12 protein-coding genes are annotated in these 15,678 nt (G+C 72.8%); 4 read left to right on the forward strand and 8 right to left on the reverse strand.

Annotated elements, in window-relative coordinates:
• Nucleotides 1–43: 43 nt before the first annotated feature.
• Nucleotides 44–3,154 (reverse strand): AAA family ATPase, encoded by a 3,111-nt coding sequence (locus ACZ4S3_RS00480; RefSeq protein WP_467924047.1) that lies wholly within the window; start codon nt 3,152–3,154, stop codon nt 44–46.
• Nucleotides 3,151–4,317 carry an exonuclease SbcCD subunit D gene (locus ACZ4S3_RS00485; protein ID WP_467924049.1) on the reverse strand — a complete coding sequence of 389 codons (1,167 nt, stop codon included), beginning with the start codon at nt 4,315–4,317 and terminating at the stop codon, nt 3,151–3,153. The genes ACZ4S3_RS00480 and ACZ4S3_RS00485 overlap by 4 nt, the downstream gene beginning before the upstream one ends.
• A 365-nt stretch (nt 4,318–4,682) precedes the next feature.
• Between ACZ4S3_RS00485 and ACZ4S3_RS00490 the strand changes: the two genes are divergently transcribed.
• Nucleotides 4,683–5,168, forward strand: coding sequence for an ATP-binding protein (locus tag ACZ4S3_RS00490; protein WP_467924051.1), 486 nt, complete (start codon nt 4,683–4,685; stop codon nt 5,166–5,168).
• 32 nt (nt 5,169–5,200) lie between these two features.
• Here ACZ4S3_RS00490 and ACZ4S3_RS00495 read toward each other — a convergent pair whose 3' ends face one another.
• From ACZ4S3_RS00495 to ACZ4S3_RS00510, 4 genes are all read right to left on the reverse strand, one after another.
• Nucleotides 5,201–6,574 (reverse strand): cryptochrome/photolyase family protein, encoded by a 1,374-nt coding sequence (locus ACZ4S3_RS00495; RefSeq protein WP_467925169.1) that lies wholly within the window; start codon nt 6,572–6,574, stop codon nt 5,201–5,203.
• A gap of 30 nt (nt 6,575–6,604) precedes the next feature.
• The gene (locus ACZ4S3_RS00500) at nt 6,605–8,128 is read right to left on the reverse strand and encodes an SDR family oxidoreductase (RefSeq protein ID WP_467924053.1); all 1,524 of its coding nucleotides are present in this window, start codon (nt 8,126–8,128) and stop codon (nt 6,605–6,607) included.
• Nucleotides 8,129–8,229: 101 nt separating this feature from the next.
• Nucleotides 8,230–9,738 (reverse strand): APC family permease, encoded by a 1,509-nt coding sequence (locus ACZ4S3_RS00505; protein ID WP_467924055.1) that lies wholly within the window; start codon nt 9,736–9,738, stop codon nt 8,230–8,232.
• A gap of 139 nt (nt 9,739–9,877) precedes the next feature.
• Nucleotides 9,878–10,504 carry a YigZ family protein gene (locus ACZ4S3_RS00510; protein ID WP_467924057.1) on the reverse strand — a complete coding sequence of 209 codons (627 nt, stop codon included), beginning with the start codon at nt 10,502–10,504 and terminating at the stop codon, nt 9,878–9,880.
• Nucleotides 10,505–10,749: 245 nt separating this feature from the next.
• Between ACZ4S3_RS00510 and ACZ4S3_RS00515 the strand changes: the two genes are divergently transcribed.
• A complete protein-coding gene (locus ACZ4S3_RS00515) occupies nt 10,750–11,535 on the forward strand; it encodes a type VII secretion system-associated protein (RefSeq protein ID WP_467924059.1) in 786 nt (261 codons plus the stop codon).
• Between the two features lie 160 nt (nt 11,536–11,695).
• Nucleotides 11,696–11,875 (forward strand): hypothetical protein, encoded by a 180-nt coding sequence (locus ACZ4S3_RS00520; RefSeq protein ID WP_467924061.1) that lies wholly within the window; start codon nt 11,696–11,698, stop codon nt 11,873–11,875.
• Nucleotides 11,876–11,920: 45 nt separating this feature from the next.
• Here the strand turns inward: ACZ4S3_RS00520 and ACZ4S3_RS00525 are convergent, their stop codons facing one another.
• On the reverse strand, nt 11,921–13,432 hold the full coding sequence (locus ACZ4S3_RS00525) for a serine/threonine-protein kinase (RefSeq protein WP_467924063.1): 1,512 nt from the start codon (nt 13,430–13,432) through the stop codon (nt 11,921–11,923).
• Between the two features lie 431 nt (nt 13,433–13,863).
• Here ACZ4S3_RS00525 and ACZ4S3_RS00530 point away from each other — a divergent pair, with 431 nt between their 5' ends.
• Nucleotides 13,864–14,946, forward strand: coding sequence for a PP2C family protein-serine/threonine phosphatase (locus ACZ4S3_RS00530; protein WP_467925171.1), 1,083 nt, complete (start codon nt 13,864–13,866; stop codon nt 14,944–14,946).
• Here ACZ4S3_RS00530 and ACZ4S3_RS00535 read toward each other — a convergent pair.
• Nucleotides 14,912–15,661 (reverse strand): hypothetical protein, encoded by a 750-nt coding sequence (locus ACZ4S3_RS00535; RefSeq protein WP_467924065.1) that lies wholly within the window; start codon nt 15,659–15,661, stop codon nt 14,912–14,914. The genes ACZ4S3_RS00530 and ACZ4S3_RS00535 overlap by 35 nt on opposite strands.
• Between the last annotated feature and the right edge of the window lie 17 nt (nt 15,662–15,678).

The following is a 15,678-nucleotide window of genomic DNA, read 5'->3' on the forward strand; positions in this document are numbered from 1 at the left end:
CCGAGGCCCGTCGGCCACCGGCCGGCCACCGGGCCCGTACGGCTCAGCCCGGCACCCGGTGCCGCACCGTCGAGCCCGCCCGGTCCTTGACGACCTCCAGCTGGGCCGGGATGCGGGTGCGCAGGTCGGCGACATGGCTGACGATGCCGACGCTGCGGTCGCGTTCGCGCAGCCCGTCCAGGACGTCCAGGACCTCGTCCAGGGTCTGCTCGTCCAGGCTGCCGAAGCCCTCGTCGATGAAGAGGGTGTCCAGGCGGGTGCCGCCGGCCTCGTCGGTGACGACATCGGCGAGGCCGAGGGCGAGGGCGAGCGAGGCGAAGAAGGTCTCGCCTCCGGAAAGGCTGGAGGTGTCCCGCTCGTGACCGGTCCAGGCGTCGATGACGTGCAGGCCGAGCCCGGAGCGCCGGGCGCCGCCGGCCCGTTCGTCGGAGTGGACGAGGGTGTAGCGGCCGGACGACATCCGGTGCAGCCGGGCGCTGGCCGCGGCCGCGACCTGCTCGAGCCGGGCGGCGAGGACGTACGACTCCAGGCGCATCCGCCGTTCGTTCTCGCTGGAGGTGCCCGAGGCGAGCCCGGAGAGCCGGGCGATGCGGTCGTAGTCGGCGCGCAGCGGGGCCAGTTCGCGGGCGTCGGTGTCGGCGCGGGCGGAGAGCCGGTCGAGTTCGCCGCAGCGGTCGCGGGCCGCCGCCTGGGTCGCGGCGGCGGTGCGCAGCCGTTGTCCGGCGGCCTCGTGCGCGCTGCGCGCGGCGTCCGGGTCCGCGGGCGGCAGGGCCGCCGCGGCGATCCCCTCGGGGTACGCCAACTCCGCTTCCACCGTGGCCGCTTCGGCCTGCCACTCGTCCAGCCGCTGCTGCAGCGCTCGCCACTCGCCGTCGCGCAGCAGCGCCTCGGCGGCGGACTGCGGGCCGTCGAATCCGGCGCGGCAGGCGGCGTCGGACAGCCCGGCGTCGGCATCCTCGAGGCGCTCGGCACAGGCGCCTGCCGTACGGGACGCCTCCGCCGCGGCGGCGAGCAGCGTCACCTGCCGCTCCAGTCGGCCGGCGCGCTCGGCCACGCTGGCGCAGTCGCCCCGCGCCCGGGTCAACTCCTCTTCCAGCGCCGCCCGTTCACGATCGAGCGCCTCACGGTGTGAGGTGCGGGCGGCGGTCCGGCGCTCGGCCTGCTGCTGCTCGGCGCGGCGCCGCTCGTATTCCCGCTCGGCGCGCCCGGACGCCTCGCGCGCGGCGTGCAGGTCGGCACCGGCCGCATGGTCGCGCGCGTGGTCCCTGCGCAACGTCTCGGCCCGGTCGGCCAGTTCGGCGGTCGGGGCGTCACCGGCCGTGGCGGCGGCACCGGCCAGCGCTTCCCTGGCCGACTGGCGGCCGGTCTCCGCCGCTTGCCGGGCGTCCTCGGCGCGGCGGTACGCGGCGAGCGCGGCCTCCTCGGCCGCCCGGTCGACATGTCCGGCGCCCGCACGGGCCGGGTCGGGGTGGTCGGTCGCGCCGCACACCGCGCACGCCTCGCCGTCCCGCAGCCCGTCGGCGAGTTCGGCGGCGATACCGCGCAGCCGCCGGTCCTTGAGGTCGAGCCAGTTCTCCTGGGCCGTCGCGGCGCGCTCCCTGGCGTGCAGCAACTCCCTTTCGGCGGAGTGCACTTCGCCGTCCAGACGGTCGCGCCGACGAGCCGCCGCCAGGCGGTCGGCGGCCGACTGGAGCTGCGTGGCGAGCTGTTCGGCGCGGGCGGCGGCCTCCTGGGCCGTCTCGATGCGCCGCTGATGACTCTCGCGGGCGGTGTCCCAGCCCGCCAGCCATTCCGCGGCGTCCAGCAGCGTCTGGTCGTCGGCGCGTGCCTCACGGTCGAGTGCGGCGCGCTCCAGACCGATGTCGGCGGCCCGCCGCTCGGCCCGTCGGGCGACCGCCAGCGATCCCAGGTCGCCCCTCGCCGCCCTTTCCAGCGCGGCGAGCCGGTCGCCTGCGGCCTCCGCGAGGCCGGCCGGCAGCGCGGCCCTGGTCTGCCGCTCGGCGCTCCGCGCGGCGTCCAGCTCGCGCCGGGCGGCGTCGCGCAGCGCGAGGGCGGGGGCGACATCGGCCGCCGCACGGGCCCGCTCCAGCCTGCCGCGCATGCGGTCGCGCTCATCGGCGCGGGCTTCCAGCCGGTCGGCCCGCCGCCGGGCATCCTCGTAACGCCGCTGGAGCCGGTCCCGCTCCCGCGCCTCCTCCAGCCGCCCGGCGGCGATCCGCTCCGCCGCCTCGGCGGCCCGCACCGCGGCCTGCGCGATCTCCAGCCGCTCCCGGGCGCTCACCCGGGCCACGGCGGCCCGCACCAGCACGGCGTCGGCGAATCCGGGCTCACCAGGGCCGGGGGCGGCGGGCCGCTCGGCGCCCCGGCTCTGCTTCGGTACGGTCCCCGCCGACCGGCCGCGCCCGCGCCCCGTCCCGTCCTGAGCTGCTTGAACTCCCGCCTCCGGCAAGGGAATTGACGGTTCATCGAGGTCGGAATGCGCGCCGGCCGCCTGCGCCATCCGGTGGGCCAGCGCCAGCAGCCGGTCGTCGCCCGCCGCGACCCGGTCGGCGGCGGCCTTGCGGCGCGCGGTGAGCTGGTCCTCCAGGGCGGCGAACCTACGGGTGTCGAAGAGCCGCCCCAGCAGCCGGGCGCGGGCCTCCGCATCGGCCCGCAGAAAGCGCGCGAAGTCGCCCTGCGGCAGCAGCACCACCTGGCAGAACTGCTCCTTGCTCATGCCCAGCAGCCGGCCGATCTCCTCGCCGATCTCCTGATGCGAGCGGCTCAGCGCCTTCCACTGGCCGTCGGCCCCGTCCAACTCCCGCAGCCGGCTCTGCGCCTTCTCCCGGGTGGTCCCGCTGCCGCGCTTCTTGGGACGGGGCTGCTCGGGCAGCCGGGTGATCTCCAACCGCCGTTCGGCCACGGTCAGTTCGAGCACGACCTCGGTCAGGGTCAGCGGCTCCGCCAGATCGCTGCGCAGCGCCTGGCCGCTCTGCCGCGCGCCGGGCACCGACCCGTACAGCGCGAAGCACACGGCGTCCAGGACGGAGGTTTTGCCCGCCCCCGTAGGACCGTGCAGCAGGAAGAGACCGTCCCGCGACAGCCGGTCGAAATCGATCACCTGGGTACGGCCGAAGGGGCCGAAGGCGGTGAGGGACAGCCGGTGCAGCCTCATCGCGCCACCTCGTGGACGGTGTCGTCGAGACGTACGTCATCGATGGCCGACCGCAGTTCGGCCCGCTCGTCCGCATCGGCCGCGCGTCCGGCCCGCACATGTTCCACGAAGTCCTCGGCGATCTCCTGGTCGCTGCGCCCGCGCAGCCGCTGGGCGTAGGAGGCGAGCGTGCGGGCGGGGCCCTCGTCGGGGTCGAAGACGAGGCTGACGATGTGCGGGAAGCGAGCGGCGAGCCGGGCCATCGGCTCGTGGGGGCGGAAGCTGTCGGTGAGCGTCGCCTCCACCCATGCCGCTTCGTGTCCGGCCAACGCCGGGTCGTCGAGCAGCCGCTCCAGCGGTCCCCGGATGCGGGCCAGCGGGCGCGGCACCGGGCAGTCCACCCGCTCGGCGGTCACCGCGCCCGCCGCGTCGAGGTCGACGATCCACGACGACTTGCGGTGGCCGGCCTCGGAGAAGGAATAGGCGAGCGGCGAGCCGGAGTAGCGGACCCGCTCGGTGAGCCTCTGACAGCCGTGCAGATGGCCTAGCGCGGCGTAGTCGACGCCGTCGAACACGGCCGCGGGTACGGAGGCGACCCCGCCGACCGTGATGTCACGCTCACTGTCGCTCACCGCGCCCCCGGTGACGAAGGCGTGTGCGAGCACCACGGAGCGGGTGCCCGCCGGGCGCGCGGCCAGGTCGGCGCGTACCCGGTCCATCGCCGCGCCCAGCACCTCGGCGTGATCGGCGCGCCGGGCGCCGAGTGTGTCGCGGACCATGGCGGGCTCGAGATACGGCAGTCCGTAGAGGGCCACCGGGCCGTACTCGTCCTCGAGCAGCACCGGCGTACCGCATGCGGCGGGGTCGGTGCGCAGGTGGATGCCGGCCTGCCGCATCAGCCCGGATCCGACGCCGAGCCGCCGTGCGGAGTCGTGGTTGCCGGAGATCATCACGGTCGGGACGCCGAGGTCGGCAAGGCGGTGCAGGGCCTCGTCGAAGAGCTGTACGGCGGCGAGCGGCGGGACGGCACGGTCGTAGACGTCGCCCGCTACGAGCACCGCCTCGACGTTGCGGTCCTGGACCGTCTCGACGAGGTGATCGAGGAATGCGCGCTGGGCGGTGAGCAGGCTCACGCGGTGAAACGACCGTCCCAGATGCCAGTCGGAGGTGTGCAGGACTCTCACGTAACCGCCCCGGGACGCATCTCTTGTCTTCTCCTCACAGATCCCCGCACCCGGCGCCGGAGCAGCGCATCGCTGCCGGACGCCGGCGACCACGCCGGCTTCCGGCAGCCCGCGGTCCCTCACGGCCTCATCCTTTCACCCGCGCCGGTGCGACCGTCGCCGGTCCGGGAGATCCGTGTCCGGGAATGCGGTCCGGTGCCCCACTCCGGCCCGAATCATCCGTCCGCCCGACTCATCCGTCCGCGCCGCATAACGGAACGTGACCGGGGTAGATGGCGCCTGCGACCGGGACGCACGTCGCGCGGCAGGTCAACGCCGTGGCCGGACTCCGCCCGGCAGTGATCGCGAGAAGGGATTGACGCTACGTGAACAGCATCTGGGCGACGAACCTGATGAGCGGCGCCGTGGCCCTTCATCCGAACCCGTCGCCGCCGGCCCACGCGGTGACCCTGGACAGCTGCCCGCGGGCGGCGGCCACCGCACGGGACGCCGCCACGAGGTTTCTGGCGGATCTGCAGCCACCGGTGTGCGACGAGGCCGCCGACACCGTGGTACTCGTCGTCTCCGAACTCGTCACGAACTCCGTACGGCACGCCGGCGGCACCTCGTGTGCGCTGCGGCTGGCGATCTGCGGGGATGCCGTGGTGGTGTCCGTGACCGACTCCAGCCCCGCCGCGCCCGTGGGACGCAGCCCCGACGTCGACGGGGAGAGCGGCGGCTTCGGGTGGCCGATGGTCCGCCGGCTGGCGGTCGCCACCTCCGTCTGCGTCACGCCGCGGGGCAAGACCGTGCATGCGCTCCTGCCCTGCCGCGCCCCGGGAAGGCCCCAGCGGCCGCCCCGGGCGGGATGACGGGGTGCCCGGCGTCCGCCCGGGGGTGCCTTTCAGCCCTTGCCGCGGGCCCGCCGGAAGCGGGCCAGGCCGTCGGAGAGGCCGACGAGCGGTGCGGGGTAGTCCAGGCGTGCACGGTCGGGTCCCCGGAGCTTCCAGGGTTCGTGGACGGCGGGTCCCTCGAGCGTACGCAGCTCCGGCACCCAGCGGCGTACGTAGTCGCCGTCGGGGTCGTACCGCTTGGCCTGGATCACCGGGTTGAGGACCCGGTTGGGCCGGCTGTCCGTGCCGGTCCCGGCCATCCACTGCCAGTTGAGCTGGTTGTTGGCGACATCGCCGTCCACCAGCAGTTCCAGGAAGTGCCGGGCGCCGATCCGCCAGTCGACGTAGAGCGTCTTGGCCAGGAAGCTCGCGGTCAGCAGCCGACCGCGGTTGTGCATCCAGCCCTCGTACGCCAGCTGCCGCATGGCGGCATCGATGACGGGATAGCCGGTCCGGCCCCGCTTCCACGCCTCGATCTCCTCGGCGGCCGACCGCCGGCCGCGCCAGTGGTCGTGACGGGTGCGGTAGTCGGCCGCCGCCGCTTCCGGCCGGGCGGCCAGCACCTGGTGATGGAAGTCCCGCCAGCACAGCTGCCGTACGAAGGCATCGGCACCGGGCCCGCCGCTCTTGCGTGCCCGGTGGACGAGTTCCACCGGGGAGAGGGTGCCGAAGTGCAGATGCGGGGAGAGCCGGGAGGTGGCGTCGCCCCCGAGGTCGTCGTGGCGGTCCTGATAGCCGGCCAGTGCGCCGCGCTGCCAGGCCGCGATCCGCCGGCGTCCCTCGCTCTCACCGCCCGCGGCGAGGCCCGGTGAGACTCCCGGTACGCCCGTGCCGGACGGGACCTCCTCGGATCCGATCCGGTCCGGGACCCGTACGACGCGCGGTGCGCCGCGCGGAGCGCGCCGGTGCTGCCGCGTCCACTGGCGGAAGTACGGCGTGAACACCGCGAAGTGATCCGATGCGGCGGGCGTCACGGCGCCCGGCGGGACGGCGGTGATCACCGCGTCATGGACCAGCAGGGCGCGGCCGTCCGCTTCCAGCGCCGCGCGCAGCCGCTCCTCCCTGCGCTGCGCGTAGCCGCTGACACCGGCCGCCAGATGCACCGTGCCGGCACCCGCCTCGGCGGCGACCTTGCACACCTGCTCCACCACGTCCCCGGACCGCACCACCAGACGGCCGCCGCGCGCCCGCAGCCCGTGGTCCAGATCGGTCAGGCAGTCACCGAGGAAGGCCTCCCGGTTGGGCGCGGCGAAGCCGGCGGCGGCGATGGCGGCATCCCGTACGAACAGCGGCACGACCTCCCTGGAGGTGTCCAGGGCCGCCCTCAGCGGCGGATGGTCGTGCAGCCGCAGATCGGAGGTGTAGAGGACGACGGAGACTCCCATGGCGGGCATGGTGCGCCACTCCTGGCCGGATCACTTCGCCTGCCGCGCCGTGCGGCCGGGCCGCGCGGCGCCGGCGGCCCGCGCGATGTTGCGGGCCATGCCGCCGAACACGACGGCGTGGAACGGCGAAACGCTCCACCAGTACGCGTGCCCCAGCAGCCCGTGCGGGTGGAACAGTGCCCGCTGCCGGTAGTGGGTGCCGCCCGATGCGCCGTACTCCACCCGCATCTCGAGCCAGGCCAGGCCCGGCAGCCGCATCTCGGCGCGCAGCCGCAGCAGGCGGCCCGGTTCGATCTCCTCGACGCGCCAGAAATCCAGCGAATCGCCCACCCGCAGCCGGTCGGCATCGCGCCGACCGCGGCGCAGCCCGACCCCGCCGACCAGACGGTCGAACCAACCGCGTACCGCCCAGGCGAGCGGGAAGGAGTACCAGCCGTTGTCGCCGCCGATGGCTTCGATGACCCGCCACAGCGCGTCCGGCGAGGCGTCGACGGCCACCTCGCGGCGATCGGTGTAGAGGCTGCCGCCGGCCCAGTCGGGGTCGGTGGGCAGCGGGTCGCTCGGCGCGCCCGGCACGGACGCGGAGGACCAGCGGGTGGTGACGTCGGCCTCCTGCACGCGTTGCAGGGCCAGCGACAGCGCGGCGGGGAAGGCGATCGGGCGCCCCGGCCGGTCGGAGACGTACGTCGCGATGTCGTGTTCCCGGCAGACGACCTCGTGCCGCAGCGATTCGGTCAGCGGCCGGGCGATGGCCCGCGGTACGGGTGTCACCAGCCCGACCCAGAGGCTCGACAGTCGCGGCGTGAGCACCGGCACCGGCACGATCAGCCGCTTCGGCAGGCCGGAGAGCGCCGCGTAGTGCCGCATCATGTCCAGATACGTGACGACGTCGGGGCCGCCGATGTCGAAGGTGCGGTTCACCTCGTCCGGCATCCGTGCACTGCCGACGAGATAGCGCAGCACGTCACGGACGGCGATCGGCTGGGTCCTGGTCCGCACCCAGCTCGGGGTGACCATGACCGGCAGCCGCTCGGTGAGATAGCGCAGCATCTCGAAGGACGCCGAGCCGGAGCCGATGATGACCGCCGCACGCAGGACCGTGGTCGGCACCCCGGAGCCGAGCAGGATGCGCCCCACCTCCGCGCGCGAGCGCAGGTGGGGGGAGAGCTCCCGCTCCGGTACGCCGGCCGGGGTCAGGCCGCCCAGGTAGACGATGCGCTGCACGCCCGCCGCGCGGGCCTGCTCGCCGAAGATCCGGGCCGCCCTGCGGTCGGTCTCCTCGAAGCGGGATCCGGTGCCGAGGGCGTGCACCAGGTAGTACGCGACGTCGATGCCCCTCATCGCCGGGCGCACCGACGCCGCGTCGGTGACGTCGCCGCGCACCACCTCGGCGCGGTCGGCCCAGGGGTGGTCGCGCAGCTTCTCGGGGGAACGGGCCAGGCACCGGACGCGGTATCCGGCGTCGAGGAGTTCCGGCACCAGCCGGCCGCCGATGTAGCCGGTGGCCCCGGTCACCAGGCACCGGGCCCGCGGCTTTCCGTCCCGCTTCGTCATGCGGTGCCTCCGCCCGGCTCAGGCCGTACGCGTGCCGGTCGTGCTGGGGGGCTCGTCCGCCGCAGCAGACCGTCACCACCCATAATGGGCTCCTTCGGCGGCTACGCCGACTCGGCGTCCGGAACGCCGCCCTCGGCCGGAACGGCCCCCTCGTCCGGAACGCCCTCCTGCGGATGTCCCGCCACCTGCCGCTCCAGATAGTCCTCGCTGATCCGCTTCGGCCCGAACGGCCATTCCTTCTCATGGCGCGCCCACAGCACAAAGGCCACGATGCCCGCCGCCACCCAGGCCAGCGACCATTCGATGGGGTGCCGGCCGGGCGAGTTGCGGTCCGCGTAGCCGTAGATCACCAGCCAGCCGGCCGACGCCACGATGCTCGGCAGCGGGTAGAGCCACATCCGGTAGGGGCGGCGCAGCCCCGGCTGCCGGCGACGCAGCACGGTGACCGCGGCCACCTGGGACAGTGCCTGGACGATCACCATGACGGTGGTCAGCAGCTGGATGATGGTGGCCAGGTCGGTGTGCCGGCCGATGAGGAAGCCCGCGGCCATGATCAGGCCCATGGTCAGCAGCCCCAGTACGGGGAAGCGGTGGCGCGGGTGGAGGGTGCCGTACGGGCGGAAGAAGACCCGGTCGCGGGCGGCGTCGTAGGGAACCCGGGAGCCGCCGAGCAGCCCGGCGAGGACGGAAGCGACGGCGGTGACCAGGATCAGCACCGTGACGGCGGCGGCGGGCCCCTTGCCCCAGGCCTTCTCCAGGACGGCGGAGGCGACGGAGGAGGATGCCGGGTTGTCCGGGTCGAGCATGTCCTGCCAGTTGACGACGCCGAGGGTACCGATCTGCAGCAGCAGGTAGATCGTCATGATGCCGAGGATCGAGCAGATGACGGCGCGCGGGATGGTGCGGCCGGGCTGTCTGATCTCGGCGCCCATGTAGGCGATGGTGTTGTAGCCGAGGTAGTCGTAGATGCCGATGGTCAGGCCCGCCGCGAAGCCGATCCAGAAGTGACTCGACGTCAGCTCGAAGGCGTGCGCGGGGTAGGTGAAGGCGCGCTCCGGGCTGAAGTGGGTGAAGGCGGCGACGATGACGAGGGTCACGGAAGCGATCATCACCGTCCACAGCACGACGGTGAGCCTGGCGATGCTCTCCACCCGCCGCCACAGCACCACGACGATGCCCACGGTGACGACAAGACCGACGGCATCGCCCTGCCCCCGGGTCATATCGGGCCACAGATAGCCCAGGTACTGCACAAAGCCGATCACGCCCGTCGACATCCCCAGGGGGATGAAGAGCATGGCCGTCCAGACGAACAGAAACGGCATCAGCTTGCCGGTGCGGTACTGGAACGCCTGCCGCAGATAGACATAACTGCCGCCCGCGCCCGGCAGGGAGGCGCCCAGTTCGGCCCAGATCAGCCCGTCGGCGAGCGCCAGGACCGCGCCCGCGAGGAACCCGATGACCGCCTGCGGCCCGCCGAACGCCGCGACCATCAACGGGATGGTCACGAAGGGGCCGATGCCGCACATCTGGCTCATGTTGATGGCGGTGGCCTGGAACAGTCCGATACGACGGGCGAATCCCGCGCGCTCGTCGAGGAGTTCAGGCATGGGGCTGCCCTTTCTCGTGCCGGCTCCACCACCGGATCGCGGCTGTGCTCACCGCGCCACAGGCTGACACGGCCGGCGGCCCTGCGCACCGGTTGGGACAGGAATTCCCGGCCCTCGGGTCACCGGCGCGGCCCGCCCCTCACAGTTCCCCGTACGCCTCGCCGCCGACCTCGAGCACCGCCGTACCGGCCGTCGTGTCGGCCAGCCACGCACGGAAGGCGTCCAGGTCGGCCTCCGGCAGCCCGACCTCGATGCGGACATCGGCACCGTAGGTGACCTCGCGCACCGCGCGCCCCGTCGTGCGCAGGTCGTTCTCGACCCGGCCGGCCCGCTGGTGGTCGACGCTGATGGTCACCAGCCGGAAGCGCCGCCGGGTGACGGTGCCCAGCGCGTCCAGCGCCTCGCCGACGACGCCTCCGTAGGCCCGGATCAGGCCGCCGGCCCCCAGCTTGACGCCGCCGAAGTACCGCGTGACGACGGCGACCACATAGCGCATCTCGCGCCGCACCAGCATCTGCAGCATCGGCACGCCGGCGGTGCCGCCCGGCTCGCCGTCGTCGCTCGCCTTCTGGATGCCGCCGTCGGCGCCGAGGACGTACGCGAAGCAGTGGTGGCGGGCGCCGGGGTGCTCCTTGCGGATGCGCGCGATGAAGTCCTGGGCCTCGGTTTCGCTCGCCACGGGCGCGAGCGCACAGAGGAAGCGGGACTTGTTGATCTCGATCTCATGGACACCCTCGTGCGCGAGAGTGCGGTACTGCTCCTGCATCGCACCACCCTATGCGGCCCCGGTGAACCGCGGACACCGGCCGGTCCCGGGGGCCGCGGCGCGCTGCGGTGTCCGCCGTACGGGCGCAGGGCGCACGGCCAGGCGGCGTACCCAGGGGCGCCGCACGGTGCGTCGGGACGACGTCCGAGCCCCCCGTGGGCAGGGTGAGCCCAGGGCACAGGCCTTGTGTTTTCGGGGTCCGCTCGTGCACTCAGGAACGGAACGGCGGGTTGGCGGAGGGCTTCATGGACAAGAGCACACAGTCGGCGATGACGGCGGGCGTTCCCGTGACGGGCGACGAGATGCCCGAGCCGCCGCCGGAGGTCGTCGAGGCGGCGCGCACCGCACCCGATCACTGGCTGGCGATGGTCGACCTGACCTGGCAGGGCGAGGGCGCGCCGCCGCTGTGGGCGCTGATCGGGCAGTGGCGGTCGGGGCCGACCGGCGAGATCGAGGAATGGCGGGACAATCCCGAGTACCGGCCGTCGCCGCAGGCGCTGGACTGGGCGGATCCGGCCGACGCCGTCGACAAGGCGGTCCAGCTCGCCGCCACCGGTTACGGTCCGGCCCAGGATGTCCATACGGCGCTGGCCCGTGCGGAGGTGTCGGTGCTGGTCACCGCCACCGGAACAGCGCTGGCCGCGGCCTCTCCGGAGGGCACCCCGGTCATCCCCGTCTACACCTCCCCCGGCTACCTCGAATCGGTGGGACGGCTGCTCTACGACCGGCGGCCGGTGGCCGAGCTCGTCGAGCAGCTGCCGCCGGGGCATGCCCTGTATCTGAACCCGACCGGGCCGGTGAGCATGCTGGTGGAGACCGAGCCGCTGCGGGCGGCGATCGCGGCAGCCGGTACCGGGGCCGGGCGGCGGGCGGACGAGGCACGCGAGCCGGCCGCCTCGGGTGCGCTGCGCCCGGGTACGGCCGCCGCCGGGATCGAGCCGGTGAGCGGCGGCGCGGCGATCGGCAAGCCGGCCCGCACCGCGAACGACGGCACGGTCGTCGGAGCCGGGGTGGTCGGCGGCGCCACCTGACCCCCCGCGCAGGGACTCGCCCCGCCCTTCTTCCCCTTCGGGCGGGGCGTCTGCGTGTCCGGGCTTCCTGGCCCGGGTTCCTGAACGGATCTCCTGGTCGGGTTTTCCCGGCTTCGTCCCGGAGCCGGGCGCCGGTCGCGCGGCGGCCGTGCTGGGTGTCGTGTCGGTTTTCTCCCCGCTGATCCGCGAACTGAAAGGGATCCGCCAACAGTTCGACCGCCCGTACATAGCGGATTCGAGCGCTTACGAAGCCGAATTCGCGGTACGGGCCACCCCCGTCGATGAGCAGGTCACGGCGACGGTGGAGTGGTGGCGTGAGCGACTGGCCACCGCCGCGTGAGGCGATTCAGGCCATCGAGGCCCCGCTTCGGGCGGGTGCCGGAGGCTATTCGCGAAGACGCATTCCCTTGACGGCGGTGTCGAAGACCGGCCGGTACTGGTTCCATTGGGCGTTCGGTGCGGAGAGGTAGACCACGTACTGAGTGCCGTCAGTGCCGGAGAAAGCCAGTTCCACCGCCCGGAATTCCCGCAACTGGCCCGGGAAGGTGAACTCCCAATACCCCGCGGGCCGTCCCCGGAATGTCGTGGGGCCCATCCTCACCCGCTCATAGCCCGGGTTGTCGCGCCGCGTCTGATCCTCTTCGGTCTCACGCCAGTGCCGGAGAGGATCGGATCCCGCGAACTCGACGACGTCGACCCTCAGGCCCACCAGGCCGGAGGGATCCACGTAGGCGACTTCACCGCCGGCCACATCCTTGCGCTTCCAGCCGTCCCGTACGGGGACGGAGAAGCCCTGGCCTGCCTTCTTGAGGTGGTATCCGGCGGGAAGCGGTGGCGGCGGGGAAGGGCGGGGGCTGGAAGGGCTGCTGGGGGAGGCGGCCGTGGACGGTTGGCCGCTCGTCGCGGCGGCACCGTCCCGGGGCCACAGCAGCACGCCGCCCGTCACGGTGGCGGCAACCACCATCACTGCGACGCACCACAGCGCGGTACGCCGACTGCGCTTGCCTCCTCGTACCGGGGCCGCGGGAGCTTCCAGGCGTCTCGGGCGCGTGGACGGCTCGAAGGGCGCGGTCCGCGTGCCGGCCGCATCGCGGAGGAGGGCTTCGGCCTCGTGCGCGTCCATGCGCCGGCCGGGTTCCTTCACCAGCAGGCCCTCGATCACCGGGGTCAAATCCCCGGCGTTGCGCGGGGGTTCGTGTGCGTCGGCGGCGATGGCGTAGGCCGTCTCGATCAGGGTGTCCCGTTGGAACGGGTGGCGCCCTTCGACCGCCTGGTACAGCGTCGCTCCGAGGGACCACAGGTCGCAGGCGGGGCCGGGCTCGGCGATCCCGCTCCGGAGGCGTTCCGGCGCGAGGTACTGGATCGACCCGACCAGCTCGCCGGTCCTGGTCAGTGACGGTGTTCCGGACTCCACGGCGATCCCGAAGTCGGTGAGGACGATGCGCCCGTCGTTCCCGAGCAGAACGTTGGCGGGCTTGACGTCCCGGTGCAGCACTCCGGCGTCATGTGCGGCGCGCAGCGCGGCGGCCATGGCGCGGCCGATCCGGGCCGCTTCGTCGGGTGGCAGCGCGCCTTGCCGCTTCAGGACGTCGCTCAGGGTGGACGACGGTATGTACTCCATGACGATGCACGGCAGGCCCTCGTGGTCGACGACGTCGTGCACCACGATCACGTGGGGGTGGGTGATCCGGGCGGCGCTGCGGGCCTCGCGGCGGGTGCGCTCGTAGAGCGTCTGGATCTCATCGTCGTGCAGATGCGGCGGCACGTGCAGTTTCTTCACGGCGACGTGCCGACCGAGCAGCTCATCCTCGGCCCGCCACACGGTGCCCATGCCGCCGCGACCCACCTGCTCCACCAGCCGATAACGGTCGGCTACGAGCCGCCCCAGATCGGACACTGTGAGACCTTCGCCTTCTCTGCACGCCTGAACAGTTGCGGGAGCACCTTAGCCCGCGCTGATTGCATGGCCATGCCAGCGGATTTCCCAGGATCCGGCACCACCTTCCAAGCCGACGAGGCAGGTCCCTGGGCACGCGGGACAACTGCCGTAGCGGCTCCCGTTGTTCGCCCGACAGGGGATCCGCCGGCGGGCCACCGGTCCCGTCGCCGGGGATTCCGAGGAGGTATCGAATTCACCGGTGAACCGCCCCTGGTCACGGGTGGGAGGGTGCCTGCAACGAGCACATCCGGCCCACAAGGCGTATATGTGAAGCCATCGGAAGTACACACGTGGTGCGGTGAGCCAACCCGTGCGGTGGCTCCGTTCCCTCCGGGTCGCGAGCGTGGCCCGGCAGCAGGAGATGCCCTGTGAAAGTCCTGCAACCCACGCTGGCGAAGGTGCCGTGGATGCTCGCGGCACTGGCCCTCGTGGCCGGTATCCTGCTGGACCTCTTCGCGCCCCAGCCGTATACGGGACTCCCACTGCTGGCCGCCGCGCCGCTCGTCGCGGGCGCCACGCTCTCCTTCCGCTCCGCGCTCGCCGTCGTGTGTGTCACGTGCCTGGTCTCGGTGGCGGTGGATATCGAACGCGGACGTCCGGTGACGCCCTTGTTGGTCGATCTCGCCGTGGTCGGCTTGATCGGCGTGCTGGCCCTCGGGGTCAACCGGCTCATCGTGCGGCAAGGGCACGATCTGGCGCTGGCCAGGGATGTCGCGGAGGCCGTCCAGCGGGCGGTGCTCCCGGACCCGCCGCGGGAGGTCGGGCCGCTGACCGTGGCTGCCGGGTATACGGCGGCGCAGGCCGAGGCGCGGATCGGCGGTGATCTCTTCGCGGTGCAGGAGACGCCGTTCGGAGTGCGGATGATCATCGGGGATGTGCGGGGCAAGGGTATTGCGGCGGTCGCCGTCGTGTCCGTCGCGATCGGGGCGTTCTGTCAGGAGGCCGAGTATGCCCCCACCTTGGTCACGCTGGCTCGGCGGATGGACGAGGCGCTGGCCAGGGCAGCGGCCCGGAGCGGCCCGGTGATCTCCACGGAAGGCTTCACCACCGCCGTGCTGGCCGAGGTCTCCGCCGACGGCGAGGTGCTGAGCCTGGTGAACCGCGGGCACCCGCCCCCGTACCTGCTGCACGACGGACAGTTCATACGGCTCGACCCGACCGCCCCACAGCTGCCTCTCGGGGTCGGGCTGGGCGATCTCACTCCTGCCGGCTCCGCGCCTGTCGACGTGGTGCGGCTGCCCCCGGGGGCCTCGCTGCTGCTGGTCACCGACGGTGTCACCGAGGCGCGGGACCAGCGGGGGACGTTCTACGATCCGGTCGACTCAGGGCGCCTGCGCAGGCGGTTCACGGACCCCGACGCACTGGTGGAGGCCCTCACCAAAGACGTCAGCCGCTGGACCGAGGGTAAGCACGAGGACGACATGGCCATCCTGGCGCTCACCCGGCGCCGCCGCCCTTCCCACGCCGCCTGATCTGGTACGCGATCGCCCCGGCACACGCGGCGAACATGATGGCGCACAGATACACGAGAGCCGATTCACCTTCGATGAGGTCGACTTTTCCTTCTGTGTACGTGCAGGTGACGGACGGCGGAAACACGCTGTGACCGACGTCCAGAATCTCGCCGGCCGGCGCCGAGGAGAGGTGGTCCACCTGCCAGGCGAGGCATGTGTTGTGCAGATCGGTGCGGGACAGCGTCATCACGGGGTTGATTCGGACCGCCCAGATCACCCCGGCCACGACCGGTGCCCAGATCGCCCCGGCGCGCGTCCAACGGGAGGCCCGCGACGCCCTGTTGACCAGCATGCCGGCGACGGCCGTCACCACGGCAGCGATACCCGCCCACATCACCCAGGTACCCAGGCCGGTGGGATGCGACGGTCCGTACGTTCGCGAGTCGGTCCAGTAGCAGGCGACATCCGGCGGGAACGCGTCAACGGTCACATGCGTCAACGGGAAGTCGTCGTCGAGGGTTCTTCTGCCGCACACCTCAACCGAGTGCGTGAAGGCGAACCCGTACAGGACGGCTCCGGCATATCCCACCGCCGCCACATAGGCACCGATGACGGCCCACCGGGCCTGCGTGGACGGACCGCGCCTGGTCACCCACAACGCGTAGGGGAAGGACCCGATCGCGAACAACAAAAGGCTGATCAGCGGCATACCGAAGAACGCCAACAGATCCATGGTCCCTCCCGTCGGTA

The sequence above is a fragment of the Streptomyces sp. NPDC028368 genome (assembly GCF_055565615.1).

What these genes read in the sequence shown, in the direction of transcription:
- ACZ4S3_RS00500 (WP_467924053.1), bottom strand. Translation starts at nt 8,128, where the DNA reads ATGACGAAGCGGGACGGAAAGCCGCGGGCCCGGTGCCTGGTGACCGGG.
- ACZ4S3_RS00510 (WP_467924057.1), bottom strand. Translation starts at nt 10,504, where the DNA reads ATGCAGGAGCAGTACCGCACTCTCGCGCACGAGGGTGTCCATGAGATC.
- ACZ4S3_RS00505 (WP_467924055.1), bottom strand. Translation starts at nt 9,738, where the DNA reads ATGCCTGAACTCCTCGACGAGCGCGCGGGATTCGCCCGTCGTATCGGA.
- ACZ4S3_RS00535 (WP_467924065.1), bottom strand. Translation starts at nt 15,661, where the DNA reads ATGGATCTGTTGGCGTTCTTCGGTATGCCGCTGATCAGCCTTTTGTTG.
- ACZ4S3_RS00480 (WP_467924047.1), bottom strand. Translation starts at nt 3,154, where the DNA reads ATGAGGCTGCACCGGCTGTCCCTCACCGCCTTCGGCCCCTTCGGCCGT.
- ACZ4S3_RS00515 (WP_467924059.1), top strand. Translation starts at nt 10,750, where the DNA reads ATGGACAAGAGCACACAGTCGGCGATGACGGCGGGCGTTCCCGTGACG.
- ACZ4S3_RS00495 (WP_467925169.1), bottom strand. Translation starts at nt 6,574, where the DNA reads ATGGGAGTCTCCGTCGTCCTCTACACCTCCGATCTGCGGCTGCACGAC.